Source organism: Pseudomonas capsici (assembly GCF_017165765.1).
Taxonomy (GTDB): Bacteria; Pseudomonadota; Gammaproteobacteria; order Pseudomonadales; family Pseudomonadaceae; genus Aquipseudomonas; species Aquipseudomonas capsici.
In genome coordinates this window covers 325,779-342,580 of the sequence record NZ_JAFGZD010000006.1, presented here as the reverse complement: position 1 = coordinate 342,580, position 16,802 = coordinate 325,779, and the positions used below count along the sequence as shown (strand labels likewise).

Annotated in this window: 11 protein-coding genes; 7 read left to right on the top strand and 4 right to left on the bottom strand. The window is 59.2% G+C overall.

All coding sequences use genetic code 11. The features are described 5' to 3' along the window. Positions 1 to 3,060: RHS repeat-associated core domain-containing protein (locus JSY17_RS11350; RefSeq protein WP_206401767.1), on the top strand; the 3,060-nt coding region annotated here is incomplete at its 5' end. Between the two features lie 43 nt (positions 3,061 to 3,103). Here JSY17_RS11350 and JSY17_RS11345 read toward each other — a convergent pair. Genes JSY17_RS11345 through rloA form a run of 3 tightly spaced genes read right to left on the bottom strand, consistent with a single transcriptional unit; the run spans position 3,104 to position 6,151 of the window. Next, the gene (locus tag JSY17_RS11345) at positions 3,104 to 4,072 is read right to left on the bottom strand and encodes an alpha-L-glutamate ligase-like protein (RefSeq protein WP_206401784.1); all 969 of its coding nucleotides are present in this window, start codon (positions 4,070 to 4,072) and stop codon (positions 3,104 to 3,106) included. After that, positions 4,072 to 5,610: an osmotic stress tolerance membrane protein RloB gene (gene rloB / locus JSY17_RS11340; RefSeq protein WP_117181834.1), complete on the bottom strand. Its 1,539-nt coding sequence runs from the start codon at positions 5,608 to 5,610 to the stop codon at positions 4,072 to 4,074. The genes JSY17_RS11345 and rloB overlap by 1 nt, the downstream gene beginning before the upstream one ends. A 4-nt stretch (positions 5,611 to 5,614) precedes the next feature. Next, entirely contained in the window at positions 5,615 to 6,151 is a 537-nt protein-coding gene (rloA, locus tag JSY17_RS11335) for a retropepsin-like aspartic peptidase RloA (protein ID WP_117165688.1), read from the bottom strand. Positions 6,152 to 6,434: 283 nt separating this feature from the next. Between rloA and JSY17_RS11330 the strand changes: the two genes are divergently transcribed. From JSY17_RS11330 to prpF, 5 genes are all read left to right on the top strand, one after another. Then, positions 6,435 to 7,142: a GntR family transcriptional regulator gene (locus JSY17_RS11330; RefSeq protein ID WP_117181835.1), complete on the top strand. Its 708-nt coding sequence runs from the start codon at positions 6,435 to 6,437 to the stop codon at positions 7,140 to 7,142. Beyond that, complete coding sequence (gene prpB, locus JSY17_RS11325) at positions 7,139 to 8,032, top strand: methylisocitrate lyase (protein WP_117165686.1); 894 nt, start codon at positions 7,139 to 7,141, stop codon at positions 8,030 to 8,032. Before JSY17_RS11330 ends, prpB begins: the two co-directional genes overlap by 4 nt. Positions 8,033 to 8,216: 184 nt before the next feature. Continuing rightward, complete coding sequence (gene prpC, locus JSY17_RS11320; protein WP_206401766.1) at positions 8,217 to 9,344, top strand: bifunctional 2-methylcitrate synthase/citrate synthase; 1,128 nt, start codon at positions 8,217 to 8,219, stop codon at positions 9,342 to 9,344. A 67-nt stretch (positions 9,345 to 9,411) separates the two neighbouring features. Next, complete coding sequence (gene acnD / locus JSY17_RS11315; protein ID WP_206401765.1) at positions 9,412 to 12,000, top strand: Fe/S-dependent 2-methylisocitrate dehydratase AcnD; 2,589 nt, start codon at positions 9,412 to 9,414, stop codon at positions 11,998 to 12,000. A 63-nt stretch (positions 12,001 to 12,063) separates the two neighbouring features. After that, a complete protein-coding gene (prpF, locus tag JSY17_RS11310) occupies positions 12,064 to 13,242 on the top strand; it encodes a 2-methylaconitate cis-trans isomerase PrpF (RefSeq protein WP_122370157.1) in 1,179 nt (392 codons plus the stop codon). Between the two features lie 119 nt (positions 13,243 to 13,361). Here prpF and ppsR read toward each other — a convergent pair whose 3' ends face one another. Then, complete coding sequence (gene ppsR, locus JSY17_RS11305) at positions 13,362 to 14,180, bottom strand: posphoenolpyruvate synthetase regulatory kinase/phosphorylase PpsR (RefSeq protein ID WP_025260556.1); 819 nt, start codon at positions 14,178 to 14,180, stop codon at positions 13,362 to 13,364. A 195-nt stretch (positions 14,181 to 14,375) separates the two neighbouring features. On the opposite strand from ppsR, the gene ppsA reads away from it, so the two are divergent. Continuing rightward, positions 14,376 to 16,751 carry a phosphoenolpyruvate synthase gene (ppsA, locus tag JSY17_RS11300; RefSeq protein WP_117181840.1) on the top strand — a complete coding sequence of 792 codons (2,376 nt, stop codon included), beginning with the start codon at positions 14,376 to 14,378 and terminating at the stop codon, positions 16,749 to 16,751. Positions 16,752 to 16,802: the final 51 nt, after the last annotated feature.

Here is a 16,802-nt window from a genome sequence, read left to right as displayed (position 1 = left end):
ACCCTCAATGGTTGCACCACCGTTCTCGACTACACCTACCAGAGAACCCGTAACGCCCGTGCCGGGGAAACCGTGCAGCACACCGAGATCACCCTGAGCACCGACTTCGACAACGTACGCAAGACCCACGCCCTGCAACACTCGCTGCTTCATGGTCAGCCGCTGCTCACCCGCGACGACAACGACGTGGAGATTGCCTACCGCTACGACGCGCTGGGGCGGGTGATCGAGGAAACTGCTGCGCCGGGGACGCCGTATGAAGCGACGCGGCATTACCGCTATGTGCTCAGCGCGGTGGATGGCCAGCAGGCCGAGCAGGAAGCGACCGATGTCAAAGGGGTCAAGACCAGGACCTTGCTCGATGGCTTGAACCGGGTGGTGACGGAGTTGAGTCAGGGAGCCGACGAGAACGATCCGGCCCGATATGTCCAGACCTACAAGGCACTGTACGACACCCGTGGGCTGCTGATCGAAGACACCGAAAGTGACTGGTGGGTGGATATCGAGAATGGGTCACAGTTGCGTGAGCTGCCCCTGACCAGCAGCTATGAGTACGATGACTGGGGAGAGCAGTCCAGTGTCACCGGCCCGGACCGGATCAAGCGGTACAAGGTTGTGGATCCGGTCAAGAACATTACCACCGAGTGGCAGGCTGGAATGGGCAAGACAGTCACGGTGACCAATCTGTTCGACAAGCCCGACTCGGTCGAGCGGCTGGCGCTGGATGGCTCGCGTATCAGTCTGGAAACCACTGTTTACGATGGGCTTGGGCGAGTCTGCGGCAAGCTCGATGCCTTGAACCATTATCGCTCTTTCAGCCATGACGCCTTTGATCGACTGCACATCCAGCAATTGCCCGACAAGGCCGAGATCGAGCGTACTTATGCCTTGCACAGTCGTGAAGATTTGCCGATATCGATTTCAGTCGACAACGTGGTGCTGGGTGAGCAGACATTCGATGGTCTCAAGCGCATGACTGAGTCCACGGTGGGTGGCCGGGTCAGCCGGTTCGAGTATTCGGGCGGGCAACTGCAGCCCGACAAGGTGCATACGCCTCTTGGCCAGGTCATCGACTATCTCTACCTGCCGCAACTGGGCGAGCAGCCCGTCCAGCGCAAGATAGTGAGCAGCACCGCTGACTATACCTATGATCCGCAGACTGCTCGTCTGGTGAGCAGCAAAGAGCAGGATCAGGAACTGGAGCGCGATTACTACAGCAGTGGCGAGATCAAGGAGGAGCGCAGACGCCAGGGCGGTGAGGACTATGTCCTGCAATATCGATACAGCTTCAAGGGGCGTTTGCTCGGTTATACCGATGTGCTGGGCCAGGTCCAGACATATGGCTATGACACCAGTGGTCGTCTGGAACAGCTCCATAGCGCAACCCTGATCTCGACTTTTGGCTATAACGCCCAAGGTCTGCTCAACAACATCACCACTCGGGACAATGGCCAGAGCCTGACTATCAGACTGGAGTACGACGATGCAGGTCGGGAAGTCCTGCGCAGTTTTACTCTGCCGGGAGGCGCGACGCAGGAGTTGCTTCAGGCCTATGATGCTGCCGACCACTTGCAGCAGCGAACCTTGAAAGAGGGCAGTACCGTACTGCGTGATGAAACCTTCGTTTACGACTCGCGCGGGCGTCTGGAGGTCTACACGGCTTCCGGCCCCGATGCCCCGGTGGACCCGCAAGGCAAACAGATCCAGAGCCAGGTGTTCGGCTTCGATGTGCTCGATAACCTTTTGAAGGTCGAGACGGTGTTTGCCGGTGGCAGTAATACAGCCCTGTACGAATACACCGGGCTGGATCCGACTCAGCTCAGTGCCGTGCGCAACAGTCACCCCGATTATCCCGCCAGCATCGAACTGGAATATGACGATAACGGCAATCTGACGCTCGATGAGGCCGGAAGGGCGCTCGAGTATGATGCGCTGGGCCGCCTGCTTGCGGTCTCTCTCAACGATGGATCCGAGCTGGTTGGTTATGGTTATGACGCTCAGGACAGCCTGACCCGGTCCAATCTGGCGGGTAGCCCCGAGCAGCGCTTTTATCGAGAGGGGCAACTGGCGAACCAGTTGCAGGGGGGTGGGCAACGCACCTTTTTACGCGGTGCCGATACCTTGCTGGCCGAGCGCCGAGGCGGTATCGATGCCGGAACTGCGCTTTTGGCGACCGATGCCAGGAATACGGTCCTCGCTGAAAGCGAGGCGGGGAGCGCCACGGCTCTTGACTATACCGCCTATGGTTATCGCAGTGATTCATCGCAGGTCGACAGTCGATCAGCCTTCAATGGCGAATTGCGCGAACCCTCCACCGGCTGGTACTTGCTGGGGCAGGGCTATCGTGCCTACAACCCGGTGTTGATGCGTTTTCATAGCCCGGACAGCCTGAGCCCGTTCGATGAAGGGGGGCTGAATCCTTATGCGTATGGTCTGGGGGATCCGGTCAATTATGTGGATCCGGATGGGCATATGCCATGGTGGGTCGGTCTCGTTGCAGGGATTGCGGCAACGGTTCTGACAGCGGGTATTGCAGCGCCTGCGGCTGCCTTACTAGGTGTTAGTGCCTCTGCTGCCGCTGCTGCGGGAGCAATTGCGACCAAGATGGCAGTTGTCGCTGGCATCGTTTCGGCTGGAAGTGCACTGGGTAGCGCACTAACCACTGGAGCGATAAGCGAATCATTGGGATGGGTGAGCCTGGGGGCAGGAGTTGTTGCGGGAGTTGCGGGTGGAGTGGCTCTCGGTGTCAAAGCAGGAGCCGTTGTTGGAGGTACTGCAAAAGTTTTACCGAAGAGTGCAGGCCAACCTGCCAAACTTAGGGGCGAGATACTTCGGGATCTAGGACCCGATGAGGTTGCCTTATGGTTTCGAAATGATGGGCGTCGGTTTGGGTTTCAGGAAGGCCCTGTTTGGGAAAATACATTGACCAGGCGTATGCGTATAGCCTTGGAAGAAGAGTACGCGAGCGGGCTTGATTATCGTACCCCTGTCGGGCATAAGCTTTATCAGATGGGGCGTAGAACAACAATGGTCACGAAGATTGAGGAAATTCGCCAATAGGCGATCCTTCCCGTAACCTTTTTGGATTACTCGTGATGCCTTCCTAGGAATGCCCAAACCTCTCCTGCACAAACTCCACCCGCTGCTCAGGCGTCTCCTTGACGCCTTTGCGGGACAGCTCTTCCAGATGCTCCTCGACGGCCTGGGTCCGGTGAGTCAACCCGCAGTTGTTGGCGATCTGGATGTTCAGGCCGGGACGTGCGTTGAGTTCCAGGATCAGCGGGCCTTTTTCCTGGTCCAGGACCATATCGACGCCGATATAGCCCAGGCCACACAGCTCGTAGCACTCGGCGGCGAGCTTCATGAAACCGTTCCAATAGGGGAGCTGCACACCGTCCACGGCATTGGCGGTGTCGGGGTGCTTGTTGATGATGTTGTTGAGCCAGGTGCCTTCGAGGGTCACACCGCTGGCCAGGCCTACACCGACACCGATGGCACCCTGATGCAGGTTGGCCTTGCCGCCGGACTGGCGGGTCGGCAGGCGCAGCATGGCCATGACCGGATAGCCCATCAGTACGATAATGCGGATATCGGGCACGCCTTCGTAGCTGATGCTCTTGAAGATCTGGTCCGGGATGACCCGGTACTCGATCAGGGCGCGGTCGCGATGCCCGCCCAGGGAATAAAGCCCGGTCAGGATGCTGGACACCTGATGTTCGATATCCGAGTGACTGATGATGCGCCCGGAAACGGTCTTGTAATGCCCCTCGAAACGATCGGCAACCACCAGAATTCCGTCGCCGCCCGCACCTTGCGCGGGTTTGATGACGAAATCGGTATGCCTGCCGAGTATGTCGTCGAGCCGGTCGATTTCCTTCTCCGTGGAAATCACACCATACATTTCCGGCACCTGGATGCCAGCCTGTATGGCCCGTTCCTTGGTGATGATCTTGTCATCGACAATCGGGTACAGGCTGCGCTTGTTGTACTTGAGCACATAATCGGCGTTACGCCGGTTGATGCCCATGATGCCCTTGGCTTCCAGGGCCTTCCAGGTTTTCCATAGACCGATCATTTGGCGTCTTCTGCCTTGAGAAAGGCCTTGAAGCGCAGCAGCTCGGTCAGGCGATAGCCACGGTATCTGCCCATTGCCAGCATGAAGCCGACCAGAATCAGCAGCACTGCCGGGAAGGTGAACACAAAGTATGTCAGCTCCGGCACGGTCATGATCAGGTGCGCCAGAGAGGCCGCGAACAGGGTGCCGATGGCTACTTTCATGGCATGGCCGCCACCGCGTTCTTCCCAGGTGATCGACAGCCGCTCGATGGTCATGGTCAGAATCACCATCGGGAACAGTGCCACCGACAGGCCGCGTTCCAGGCCCAGTTTGTGGCTGAACAGACTGATGGCCGCGATCAGCACCACGACAAAGGTCAGCACCACCGACAGGCGCGGCAGCATCTGCAGTTTCAGGTGTTCGAGGTAGGAGCGAAGCGACAGGCCCAGTGCCGTGATCACGGTAAACAACGCGATGCCGAAGCCCAGCTGGGTTTCCCTGAAGGCGAGGGCGATCAGTACCGGAGTGAAGGTGCCCAGGGTCTGCAGCCCGACCAGATTGCGCAGGATCAGGATCACCAGCACGCCAATCGGGATCATCACCATGATCATGAACGTCTGCTGGGTTTGCAGGGGCAGGCCGTACAGCGAGTAGGACAGGAAGTCGCTGTCGGTGTTTTCGTCGGTCAGCTTGGCCAGCCGCATGGCGTTCATTTCGCTGTTGTTGAGGCTGAACGTCACTGTGGCCTTTCTGCCGCCATCGATGCTGATCAGGTTCTCGTCGCCCGTCCACCACAGCAGCCGGTCATCCGGCAGCCCGGCTTCGCCGGTGTCCGGGTTGAAATACAGCCATTCCTTGCCGTTGAAGCTGCGCAGCCACAGTTCCGGGGTCTGTGGCTGGTCGGCGATCAGGCGGATAGTGTGGACCTTTTCCATCGGCACGTGAGCCATGGACAGCAGCAGCTCGGTTATCTGGGCTTTCTTGAGCGCCGAGGTGTCGCCGGCCAGCAGCAGCTTGGCGTTATCGTCCTTGAGGTTGTTGACGCGCTTGATGGCTTCGCTGATGAAGGTTTCGACATCGGCGGAGTGGCGGCGAATCGGGGCGAGCAAGGCTTCGGCAGCGATCTTCTCGGCACCTTCTACCGCAATGCTGTCGCGAAAGATCGGGCCTTTGCTCTTGGGTTTGTCTGCACCGTAGCGCTTGGTCAGCACCAGTCGGTAATACAGTGTCTGGTTGCCATTGGCGCGTCGCGAAGACCAGGTCACCTTGCGATTGCCATCGACGCGGTTGACGCTGACGCCGTAATTGTTGGAGATGAAGCTTTCGTTGAGGCTGATGTAGTCCGTGGTCAAGGGCGGGACGAACATCTGGATCTTGATCGATTCCTTGCTGTTGGCCTGGAATTCCACCTTGGCGTCGATGTTCCACAGGTCATCGGTCTCGTCCTCGGTCAGCGGGATGCCGAGAATGACAATCTGATAAGCCGTGATCGCGATGCCGAGTGTCACCAGAAGCGTGATCAGGATTTTCAGATGAAGGGTAAGAGAGCGCATGTATTTACTCTGCGTTTTGAACGACGGAGGCACAGGCGGGCTTGCCCGCCACAAATTTAAGGCTTGGATCGACCAGCGCATCGAAGTGCTTGAGTGCATCGGAGCCAATCAAAAGCGGGTATTGGAAAGCACTTCGGTCGGTCAAGTTCACTTCTATGGTGCGTAAAACTTCACCCATGCAGATGTCGAGGTTGATCACTGGCCGCGCGCTGTACTTTTTTTCGTCGTCCGGGTCGACATCGTCGGCCCGTCGCTTGATCTGGCTGATACGCGTCAAGGGCTGTTCGATGGGGTGTTTATGGCTGTTGTCGATGGCCAGATAGAAGCGAACCCAGTTCTCGCCATTGCGTTTGAAGTGTTTGATATCACGCGCACTCAGCGAGGCGGTCTTCGCGCCGGTGTCGAGTTTGGCGGCGACTTCAAGGTCGATGTTGATGAGTCTGGCGTATTCGTTCAGGCCGTAGACGGTCTTGTTGGCGGCAGCGCACAGGGCAGGAAGAAACAGCAGACAGAGCAACGTGGTGAGGGTTTCGAGTCTCATAGGTCCTTGCGCGACAGGCGGAAAACTTCAGGGCCGCAGCGCAGGTTTTTCAGCCTGGCGTGTCTGGCAGGCCGTGTCCTTTGAATAGCTGCACTGGGCAGATGCGGTCGCCATTCTAGCATGAAGGTTTTGTGATGCCAGTTATCCTGTCCGTCGTCGGGGTGACAGGGGAAGGTTAATAGTCGCTGCTGGAATGGATTGTCGACAATCCTGAGAATGTCTTTGACGAATCAGGCTGTATTTACTAGATTTGTTCTCACTGGATTTTAAAGGTGTCGACAATATGTCGGACGCAGTCGAGACTTCCGCAGTTGCTACCGAGGATTCGGAAACCCTTTCCGAAAACGTCTTCCGGCGCATTCAGGCAGCCATCGTCAAGGGCGAGATCGCACCTGGCAGCAAGATTTCCGAACCGGAACTGGCACGCACCTACGGCATCAGTCGCGGGCCGCTACGTGAGGCCATCCACCGCCTGGAAGGTCAGCGATTGCTGGTGCGGGTTCCCCATGTAGGCGCGCGCGTCGTATCGCTCAGCCATGCCGAGATGATCGAGCTGTACGAAATCCGTGAATCCCTCGAAGGCATGGCCTGTCGTCTGGCCGCCGAGCGCATGACCACCGAGCAGATCGACGAGTTGCGCAGCGTGCTGGACACCCATGAGCGCGATGCGGCTTTCCAGGCGGGGTTGGGGTACTACCAGCAGGAAGGCGATTTCGACTTCCATTACCGCATCATTCAAGGCAGCGGCAACAAGACCCTGAGCCAGATGCTCTGCGGTGAGCTGTATCAACTGGTGCGCATGTATCGCATCCAGTTCTCTACCACACCCAATCGTCCGCGCCAGGCCTTTGCCGAACACCATCGCATCCTGGACGCCATCGCCGATCGCGATGGTGAACTGGCCGAATTATTGATGCGCCGCCATATCGGCGCTTCCAGACGCAACATCGAGCGCCATTACCAGGCGGCTCCCGACCGAGGTGAGAAATGAGTCACGACAATAAAACTCCCGGCCAGCGTTTCCGTGATGCGGTGGCCAGCGAGCAGCCTTTGCAAGTGGTAGGAGCGATCAACGCCAATCATGCCTTGCTGGCCAAACGCGCCGGGTTCAAGGCGATTTATCTGTCGGGCGGCGGCGTGGCGGCTGGTTCCCTGGGTATTCCTGACCTGGGCATTACCGGGCTGGATGATGTGCTGACGGATGTGCGGCGCATTACCGATGTCTGCGACCTGCCACTGCTGGTGGATGTGGACACCGGTTTCGGTTCTTCGGCGTTCAACGTGGCGCGCACGGTCAGGTCGATGATCAAGGCGGGCGCGGGAGCCATCCATATCGAGGATCAGGTCGGTGCCAAGCGGTGCGGGCATCGTCCCAACAAGGAAATCGTCTCGCAGCAGGAAATGGTCGACCGTATCAAGGCGGCAGTGGATGCGCGAACCGATAGCAGTTTCGTGATCATGGCGCGTACCGATGCCCTGGCGGTCGAGGGGCTGGAGTCGGCGCTGGAGCGGGCAGCGGCCTGTATCGAAGCCGGTGCCGACATGATCTTTCCCGAAGCCATTACCGAACTGAGCATGTACAAGCAGTTTGCCAACCGTGCAGGCGTGCCGATCCTGGCCAACATCACCGAATTCGGTGCAACGCCACTGTTCACGGTGGACGAGCTGCGCGCCGCCGACGTTTCGCTGGTGCTCTATCCTCTATCTGCATTCCGCGCCATGAACAAGGCGGCGGAAAACGTCTATGGCGCGATTCGCCGCGATGGTACGCAAAAGAATGTGATCGACACCATGCAGACGCGCATGGAGCTGTATGACGCCATCGACTATCACACCTTCGAGCAGAAGCTCGATGCGCTGTTTGCGCAGAAGAAGGGGTGACCTGCACACTTTGTGGGAGGCAGCTTGCTGGCGACAGCGTGAATGAAATCTAGTGTATGTGCCGTTTTTACTGGCCCTTTCGCCAGCAAGCTGCCTCCCACAAGTGTCGATCTATGTGTGCAGGATTCATTCGCGAAAAAAACGAATCGCCAATTCCCGACAATTTCAAGAACTGGAGAATGCAATGGCTGAAGCAAAAGTATTGAGCGGTGCGGGCCTGCGGGGTCAGGTTGCCGGCCAGACTGCCCTGTCCACTGTCGGTCTCGCGGGTGCGGGCCTGACCTACCGCGGCTATGACGTGCGCGAACTGGCTGCCGAGGCCCGTTTTGAAGAAGTCGCCTATCTGCTGCTCTACGGCGAATTGCCGACCCAGGCCCAGTTGACGGCCTATCAGGATCGTCTCAAGAGCCTGCGTGATCTGCCACAGGCACTGAAAGAAGTGCTGGAGCGCATTCCGGCCGATACCCATCCGATGGATGTCATGCGTACCGGTGCCTCGATGCTCGGCACCCTTGAGCCCGAACTGAGCTTCGAGCAGCAGCGCGATGCCACCGACCGTCTGCTGGCGGCGTTTCCGGCCATCATGTGTTACTGGTATCGCTTCTCCCATGACGGCAAACGCATCGATTGCGTGACCGATGAAACCTCCATCGGCGGCCACTTCCTGCATCTGCTGCTCGACAAGTCGCCCAGCGAACTGCATCGCAAGGTCATGGATGTTTCGCTGATTCTCTACGCCGAGCACGAATTCAACGCGTCGACCTTTACCGCACGGGTCTGTGCCTCGACCCTGTCTGACCTGTACTCCTGCATCACGGCAGCCATCGGCACCTTGCGCGGCCCGCTGCACGGCGGTGCCAACGAAGCGGCCATGGAAATGATCCAGCGCTTTGCGTCGGCCGAAGAGGCCACCAAGGGCACGCTCGGCATGCTGGAGCGCAAGGAAAAGATCATGGGCTTCGGCCATGCGATCTACAAAGAGTCCGACCCGCGCAACGAGGTCATCAAGGGCTGGTCGAAGAAGCTTGCGGACGAAGTCGGCGATATGGTGCTGTTCCCGGTGTCCGAAGCCATCGACAAGACCATGTGGGAGCAGAAGAAGCTGTTTCCCAATGCCGACTTCTACCATGCTTCGGCGTATCACTTCATGGGGATTCCCACCAAGCTGTTCACGCCGATTTTCGTCTGTTCGCGCCTGACCGGCTGGGCCGCTCATGTTTTCGAGCAGCGCTCCAATAACCGCATCATCCGCCCGAGCGCCGAATATGTCGGCGTCGAACAGCGTACCTTCGTGCCCATCGAACAGCGCTGAAAAGAGAAGGGGAGCCACCCATGAGCTCCCCTCTCTACTCCCAACTCCGTGATCGAGTCCCCGTGCCATGAACACTGAATACCGCAAGCCGCTTCCCGGAACCTCGCTGGATTACTTCGACGCCCGCGAGGCAATCGAGGCCATCAGCCCGGGTGCCTACGATCTGTTGCCTTACACCTCGCGGGTGCTGGCCGAAAACCTGGTGCGTCGCTGTGATCCGGCCATGCTCAAGGCTTCCCTGAGCCAGCTTGTGGAACGCAGGCGCGACCTGGATTTTCCGTGGTTTCCGGCGCGGGTGGTGTGCCATGACATTCTGGGCCAGACCGCGCTGGTGGATCTGGCTGGCCTGCGCGATGCCATTGCCTCCCAGGGCGGCGACCCGGCGCTGGTCAATCCGGTGGTGCCGGTACAACTGATCGTCGACCACTCGCTGGCGGTGGAATGTGGTGGCTATGACCCGCAGGCGTTCGAGAAGAACCGGGCCATCGAAGATCGTCGCAACGAAGACCGTTTTCACTTTATCGACTGGACCAAAAAGGCTTTCAAGAATGTCGAAGTGATCCCGCCGGGCAACGGCATCATGCATCAGATCAATCTGGAGAAAATGTCGCCGGTGGTGCAGGTGCGTGAAGGCGTGGCTTTCCCGGATACGCTGGTGGGCACTGACAGCCATACGCCCCATGTGGATGCGTTGGGTGTAATCGCGATTGGCGTGGGTGGTCTGGAAGCCGAGAACGTCATGCTCGGACGCGCTTCCTGGATGCGCCTGCCGGATATCGTCGGCGTCGAGCTGACCGGGCGTCGCGAGCCCGGTATTACCGCCACTGACGTGGTGCTGGCGCTGACCGAATACCTGCGCAAACAGAAAGTGGTCGGTGCCTATCTGGAGTTCTACGGAGAAGGCGCAACGAGCCTGACTCTCGGGGATCGGGCGACGATCTCCAACATGGCTCCCGAGTACGGTGCCACGGCCGCGATGTTTTCCATCGACCAGCAGACCATCGATTACCTGCGCCTGACCGGGCGCGATGACGAGCAGGTGCGTCTGGTGGAGCTGTATGCGCGGCACACCGGGTTGTGGTCCGACAGCTTGCAGCGGGTCGAATACGAGCGGGTCTTGAGCTTCGATCTGTCCAGTGTGGTGCGCAACATGGCCGGGCCGTCCAACCCTCACGCCCGCGTCGCAACCACGGATCTTGCGGCCAGGGGCATTGCCGGGCCATGGCAGGAAGTGCCGGGACAGATGCCGGATGGCGCTGTGATCATTGCCGCCATCACCAGTTGCACCAACACCAGTAACCCGCGCAACGTGATTGCTGCCGGTTTGCTGGCACGCAACGCCAATCGTCTTGGCCTGAGTCGCAAGCCCTGGGTGAAATCCTCGCTGGCGCCCGGTTCCAGAGCGGTCGCGCTGTATCTGGATGAGGCAGGGCTGACCCCTGAGCTTGAACGACTGGGCTTTGGTGTCGTGGCATTTGCCTGTACTACCTGCAATGGCATGTCTGGCGCGCTGGATCCCGAGATTCAACAGGAAATCATCGACCGCGACCTGTATGCCACGGCAGTGTTGTCCGGCAATCGCAACTTCGACGGACGCATCCACCCCTATGCCCGGCAGGCCTTCCTGGCTTCGCCGCCGCTGGTGGTGGCCTATGCCATTGCGGGCACCATCCGTTTCGATATCGAAAACGATGTGCTGGGCATTGCCGACGGCAAGGAAATCCGCCTCAAGGATATCTGGCCGAGCGACGAGGAAATCGACGCAGTGGTCAAGGCTTCGGTCAAGCCGGAGCAGTTCCGACAGGTCTACATTCCGATGTTTGCCCTCGAAGAAGATAACGGTCCGAAAGTCGAGCCGCTGTATGACTGGCGCCCGATGAGTACTTACATCCGCCGTCCGCCTTATTGGGAAGGCGCGTTGGCCGGTGAGCGCACCCTCAAGGGCATGCGTCCGCTGGCGGTGCTGCCGGACAACATCACCACCGATCACTTGTCGCCTTCCAACGCGATTCTGCTCGACAGTGCGGCGGGCGAGTACCTGGCGAAAATGGGCTTGCCGGAGGAGGACTTCAACTCCTATGCGACCCATCGCGGCGATCACCTGACGGCGCAGCGCGCCACCTTCGCCAACCCGCAATTGCTCAATGAAATGGCCGTGGTGGATGGCAAGGTCAAGAAGGGTTCGCTGACCCGCATCGAGCCGGAAGGCAAGGTAACCCGCATGTGGGAAGCCATCGAAACCTATATGGAACGCAAGCAGCCGCTGATCATCATTGCCGGTGCCGACTACGGTCAGGGCTCGTCCCGGGACTGGGCAGCCAAGGGCGTGCGTCTGGCGGGTGTCGAAGCCATTGCTGCCGAGGGCTTCGAGCGTATCCACCGCACCAACCTGGTGGGCATGGGCGTCTTGCCGCTGGAATTCCTGGCAGGCACCAACCGTCTGACACTGGGGATCGATGGCAGCGAAACCTTCGATGTGCTCGGCAAGCGCACGCCTCGGGCAACCCTGACGCTGGTGATCCAGCGCAAGAACGGAGAGCGTCTGGAAGTGCCCGTGACCTGTCGTCTGGATACTGCCGAAGAAGTGTCCATCTATGAGGCGGGCGGTGTGTTGCAACGATTCGCCCAGGACTTCCTGGAGTCTGCACAAGCCTGACATACCCTGCAGGAGCGAGCTCATTCGCTCCTGCAGAGGTTTCACCATCCAAGGAAACCTCCAATGAAGCCACAGATCAGAATCCCGGCCACCTACATGCGCGGCGGCACCAGCAAAGGGGTGTTCTTCAACCTGCAGGATCTGCCTGAAGCCGCGCAGGTTCCGGGTACTGCTCGCGATGCCTTGCTGCTGCGGGTCATCGGCAGCCCCGACCCTTACGAAAAACAGATCGATGGCATGGGTGGCGCGACGTCCAGCACCAGCAAGACCGTGATCCTGTCGCGCAGCAATAAAGCCGATCACGATGTCGATTACCTGTTCGGTCAGGTGTCCATCGACAAGCCTTTTGTCGACTGGAGCGGTAACTGCGGCAATCTCTCGGCGGCCGTTGGCTCGTTCGCCATCAGTCAGGGCCTGGTGGAGAGCGCTCGCATTCCCCATGACGGCGTGGCTGTGGTGCGAATCTGGCAGGCCAATATCGGCAAGACCATCATTGCCCATGTACCTATCACCGGCGGTGAAGTGCAGGAAACCGGCGACTTCGAACTCGATGGCGTGACCTTTCCGGCCGCCGAGGTGCAACTGGAGTTTCTGAACCCGGCCGCAGAGGAAGAGGGGGCGGGCGGATCGATGTTTCCCACCGGTAACCTGATTGATGAGCTGCAGGTGCCTGGCATTGGCACGCTCAAGGCGACCATGATCAATGCCGGTATCCCCACGGTCTTCGTCAATGCCGCCGATATCGGCTACCAGGGCACCGAATTGCAGGGCGATATCAATGGCGACGCCCAGGCGCTGGCGAAACTGGAAAGCATCCGGGCACACGGGGCCTTGCGCATGGGGCTGATCAAGAGCATCGATGATCCTGCGCTGCGTCAGCACACCCCCAAGGTGGCTTTCGTTGCCGGCCCGGCGGACTATCTGTCTTCCAGTGGCAAACCGGTCAACAGCCAGGATATCGACCTGTTGGTGCGGGCTGTCTCCATGGGCAAGCTGCATCACGCCATGATGGGCACGGCTGCCGTGGCCATCGGCACCGCTGCGGCGATTCCGGGCACGCTGGTCAATCTTGCAGCCGGTGGCGGCGAGCGCGAGGCGGTGACGTTCGGGCACCCGTCCGGCACCTTGCGCGTCGGTGCTCAGGCGCAGTTGGAAGAGGGTGAATGGAAAGTCACCAGGGCCATCATGAGCCGTAGTGCCAGGGTCCTTATGGAAGGCTGGGTGCGGGTGCCGATCAGTTAAGGCATAAACAAAACTTGTGGAAGACAGCTTGCTGGCGAAAAGGCCCGTGAAGCGGCATATATTCTGCGCTGAAGTCGCCAGCAAGCTGCATCCCACAAACTCATCGTACGTGGAAAGGACTATTTGAAGCGTCGTTCCACACCTTTCTCTACCAGCACCTTGGCTGAAATCTCTTCCACGGAGAAATGCGTGGAATTGATGTTCGGGATGTTTTCCCGGCGGAACAGGCTTTCTACCTCACGCACTTCGAACTCGCACTGGGCATAGCTGGAGTAGCGGCTGTTGGGCTTGCGCTCGTGACGGATGGCGGTCAGGCGGTCCGGGTCGATGGTCAGGCCAAACAGTTTGCTGCGGTGGGCCTTGAGGGCTTCCGGCAGTTGCAGGCGTTCCATGTCGTCTTCGGTCAGCGGGTAGTTGGCGGCCCGGATGCCGAACTGCATGGCCATGTACAGGCAGGTCGGGGTCTTGCCGCAGCGTGAGACGCCTACCAGGATGATGTCGGCCTTGTCGTAATAATGGGTTCGCGCACCGTCGTCGTTGTCCAGGGCGAAGTTCACCGCCTCGATACGCTCCATATAGTTGGAGTTATGACCGATGGAGTGCGATTTGCCCACCGAGTAGGACGAGTGTGAACTAAGCTCTTGCTCCAGCGGCGCAAGGAAGGTCGAGAAGATGTCGATCATGAAACCGTTGGAAGTCGCCAGGATTTCGCGAATTTCCTGGTTGACGATGGTATCGAAGATGATCGGTCGCACCTCGTCCCTGTCGGCGGCATTGTTGATTTGTTGTACCATCGCCCGCGCCTTTTCGACGCTGTCGATGTAGGGGCGCGTGAACTTGTTGAACGTAATGTTTTCAAATTGAGCCAGCAGGCTCTGGCCCAACGTTTCGGCGGTGATACCTGTGCCGTCCGAGATGAAGAAAGCGGATCGTTTCATTTGCGCCCTTGGCCTTAAGCTGGTGACGATTCTTGGATATCATAGGCGCGCTTGCCGGCCCTGATGGCCTGCATTCTCACCTTTTTTCAAGGTTACTGCTTCAAGTCGGTCCAAAAAATGCCCGCTGTCACACTGCGCGTGGCTCGGGTGCATGAGCTTTTCCCAACAACAAACACAGTTAGTGGAGAGATCACCTTGGTAGAGTACGTAGTTTCCCTCGATAAGCTCGGCGTCCATGATGTGGAGCACGTGGGAGGCAAGAACGCATCCCTCGGCGAAATGATCAGCAACCTGGCAGGCGCTGGTGTTTCGGTGCCCGGTGGTTTCGCTACGACAGCCCAGGCCTACCGTGATTTCCTTGAGCAGAGCGGTCTGAACGATCAGATCCATGCAGCCCTGGACGCTCTGGATGTCGACGACGTCAATGCCCTGGCCAGAACCGGCGCACAGATTCGTCAGTGGATCATGGAAGCCGAGTTCCCCGAAAGGCTCAACGCCGAGATTCGTGCGGCTTTCGACACCTTGTCGGCGGGCAATCCGAACCTGGCAGTGGCTGTGCGCTCTTCGGCGACTGCAGAGGACTTGCCCGATGCCTCCTTCGCTGGTCAGCAGGAAACCTTCCTCAATATCCGCGGCGTCGATAACGTCATTCGTGCGGCCAAGGAAGTCTTTGCTTCGCTCTTCAACGACCGCGCCATTTCCTACCGTGTACACCAGGGCTTCGACCACAAGCTGGTGGCCCTATCGGCAGGTGTCCAGCGCATGGTCCGCTCCGAGACCGGTACTGCCGGGGTGATGTTCACCCTCGATACCGAGTCGGGTTTCCGTGACGTGGTGTTCATCACCGGCGCCTACGGCCTGGGCGAAACCGTGGTGCAGGGTGCGGTCAACCCGGACGAATTCTATGTCCACAAGAACACGCTGACTGCCGGTCGCCCGGCCATCCTGCGCCGCAACCTGGGCAGCAAGGCCATCAAGATGATCTACGGCGACGAGGCCAAGGCCGGTCGCTCGGTGAAAACCGTCGATGTCGATGCTGCCGACCGTGCGCGTTTCTGCCTCACCGATGCCGAGGTCAGCGAGCTGGCCAAGCAGGCGATGATCATCGAGAAGCACTACAAGGCTCCGATGGACATCGAGTGGGCCAAGGACGGTGACGACGGCAAGCTCTACATCGTTCAGGCGCGCCCCGAAACCGTGAAAAGCCGTTCCGCGGCCAATGTCATGGAGCGTTACCTGCTCAAGGAAACCGGTAATGTTCTGGTCGAGGGCCGTGCCATCGGCCAGCGCATCGGCGCAGGCAAGGTGCGGATCATCAAGGACGTGTCGGAGATGGACAAGGTCCAGGCCGGCGATGTTCTGGTTTCCGACATGACCGACCCGGACTGGGAGCCGGTCATGAAGCGCGCCAGCGCCATTGTCACCAACCGTGGTGGCCGTACCTGCCATGCGGCGATCATCGCTCGCGAACTGGGTATTCCGGCCGTTGTGGGTTGTGGCAATGCCACTCAACTGCTGCAGGACGGGCAGGGTGTCACCGTATCCTGCGCCGAGGGCGATACCGGCTACATCTTCGAAGGTGAGCTGGGCTTCGACATCAAGACCAACTCGGTCGATGCCATGCCTGAGCTGCCGTTCAAGATCATGATGAACGTCGGCAACCCCGATCGTGCGTTCGATTTCGCCCAGTTGCCCAATGCCGGTGTCGGTCTGGCGCGCCTGGAATTCATCATCAACCGCATGATCGGCGTGCATCCCAAGGCGCTGCTCAACTATGCCGGCCTGCCGCCCGAGATCAAGGACAGCGTCGACAAGCGCATTGCCGGTTACAGCAATCCGGTGGATTTCTATGTCGACAAGCTGGTCGAGGGCATCAGCACCCTGGCCGCAGCGTTCACGCCGAAGAAGGTCATCGTGCGTCTGTCGGACTTCAAGTCCAACGAATACGCCAACCTGATCGGCGGCAAGCTGTACGAGCCGGAAGAAGAAAACCCGATGCTGGGTTTCCGTGGGGCTTCGCGTTATATCAGCGAGAATTTCCGCGACTGCTTCGAGCTTGAATGCCGTGCCCTCAAGCGTGTGCGCGAGGACATGGGCCTGACCAACGTCGAAATCATGGTGCCCTTCGTACGCACCCTGGGCGAGGCGAGCCAGGTCATCGAGCTGCTGGCGGCCAATGGCCTCAAGCGGGGTGAGAACGGCCTGCGCATCATCATGATGTGTGAACTGCCTTCAAACGCGATTCTGGCCGAAGAGTTCCTGGAACACTTCGACGGTTTCTCCATCGGCTCCAACGACCTGACCCAGCTGACGCTGGGCCTGGACCGCGACTCGGGTGTCATCGCGCATCTGTTCGACGAGCGTAACCCGGCGGTCAAGAAGCTGCTGTCCAATGCCATCCAGGCCTGTAACAAGGCAGGGAAATACATTGGTATCTGCGGTCAGGGACCTTCCGATCACCCGGATCTGGCTCGCTGGTTGATGGAGCAGGGTATCGAAAGCGTCTCGCTGAACCCGGACTCGGTACTGGAAACCTGGTTCTTCCTCGCAGAGGGCCAGGCGTCTGCCTGATACAGGTTTAATGTGATGCATCAGTGCCTTGAGCCGTCGTAAGGGTTCGGG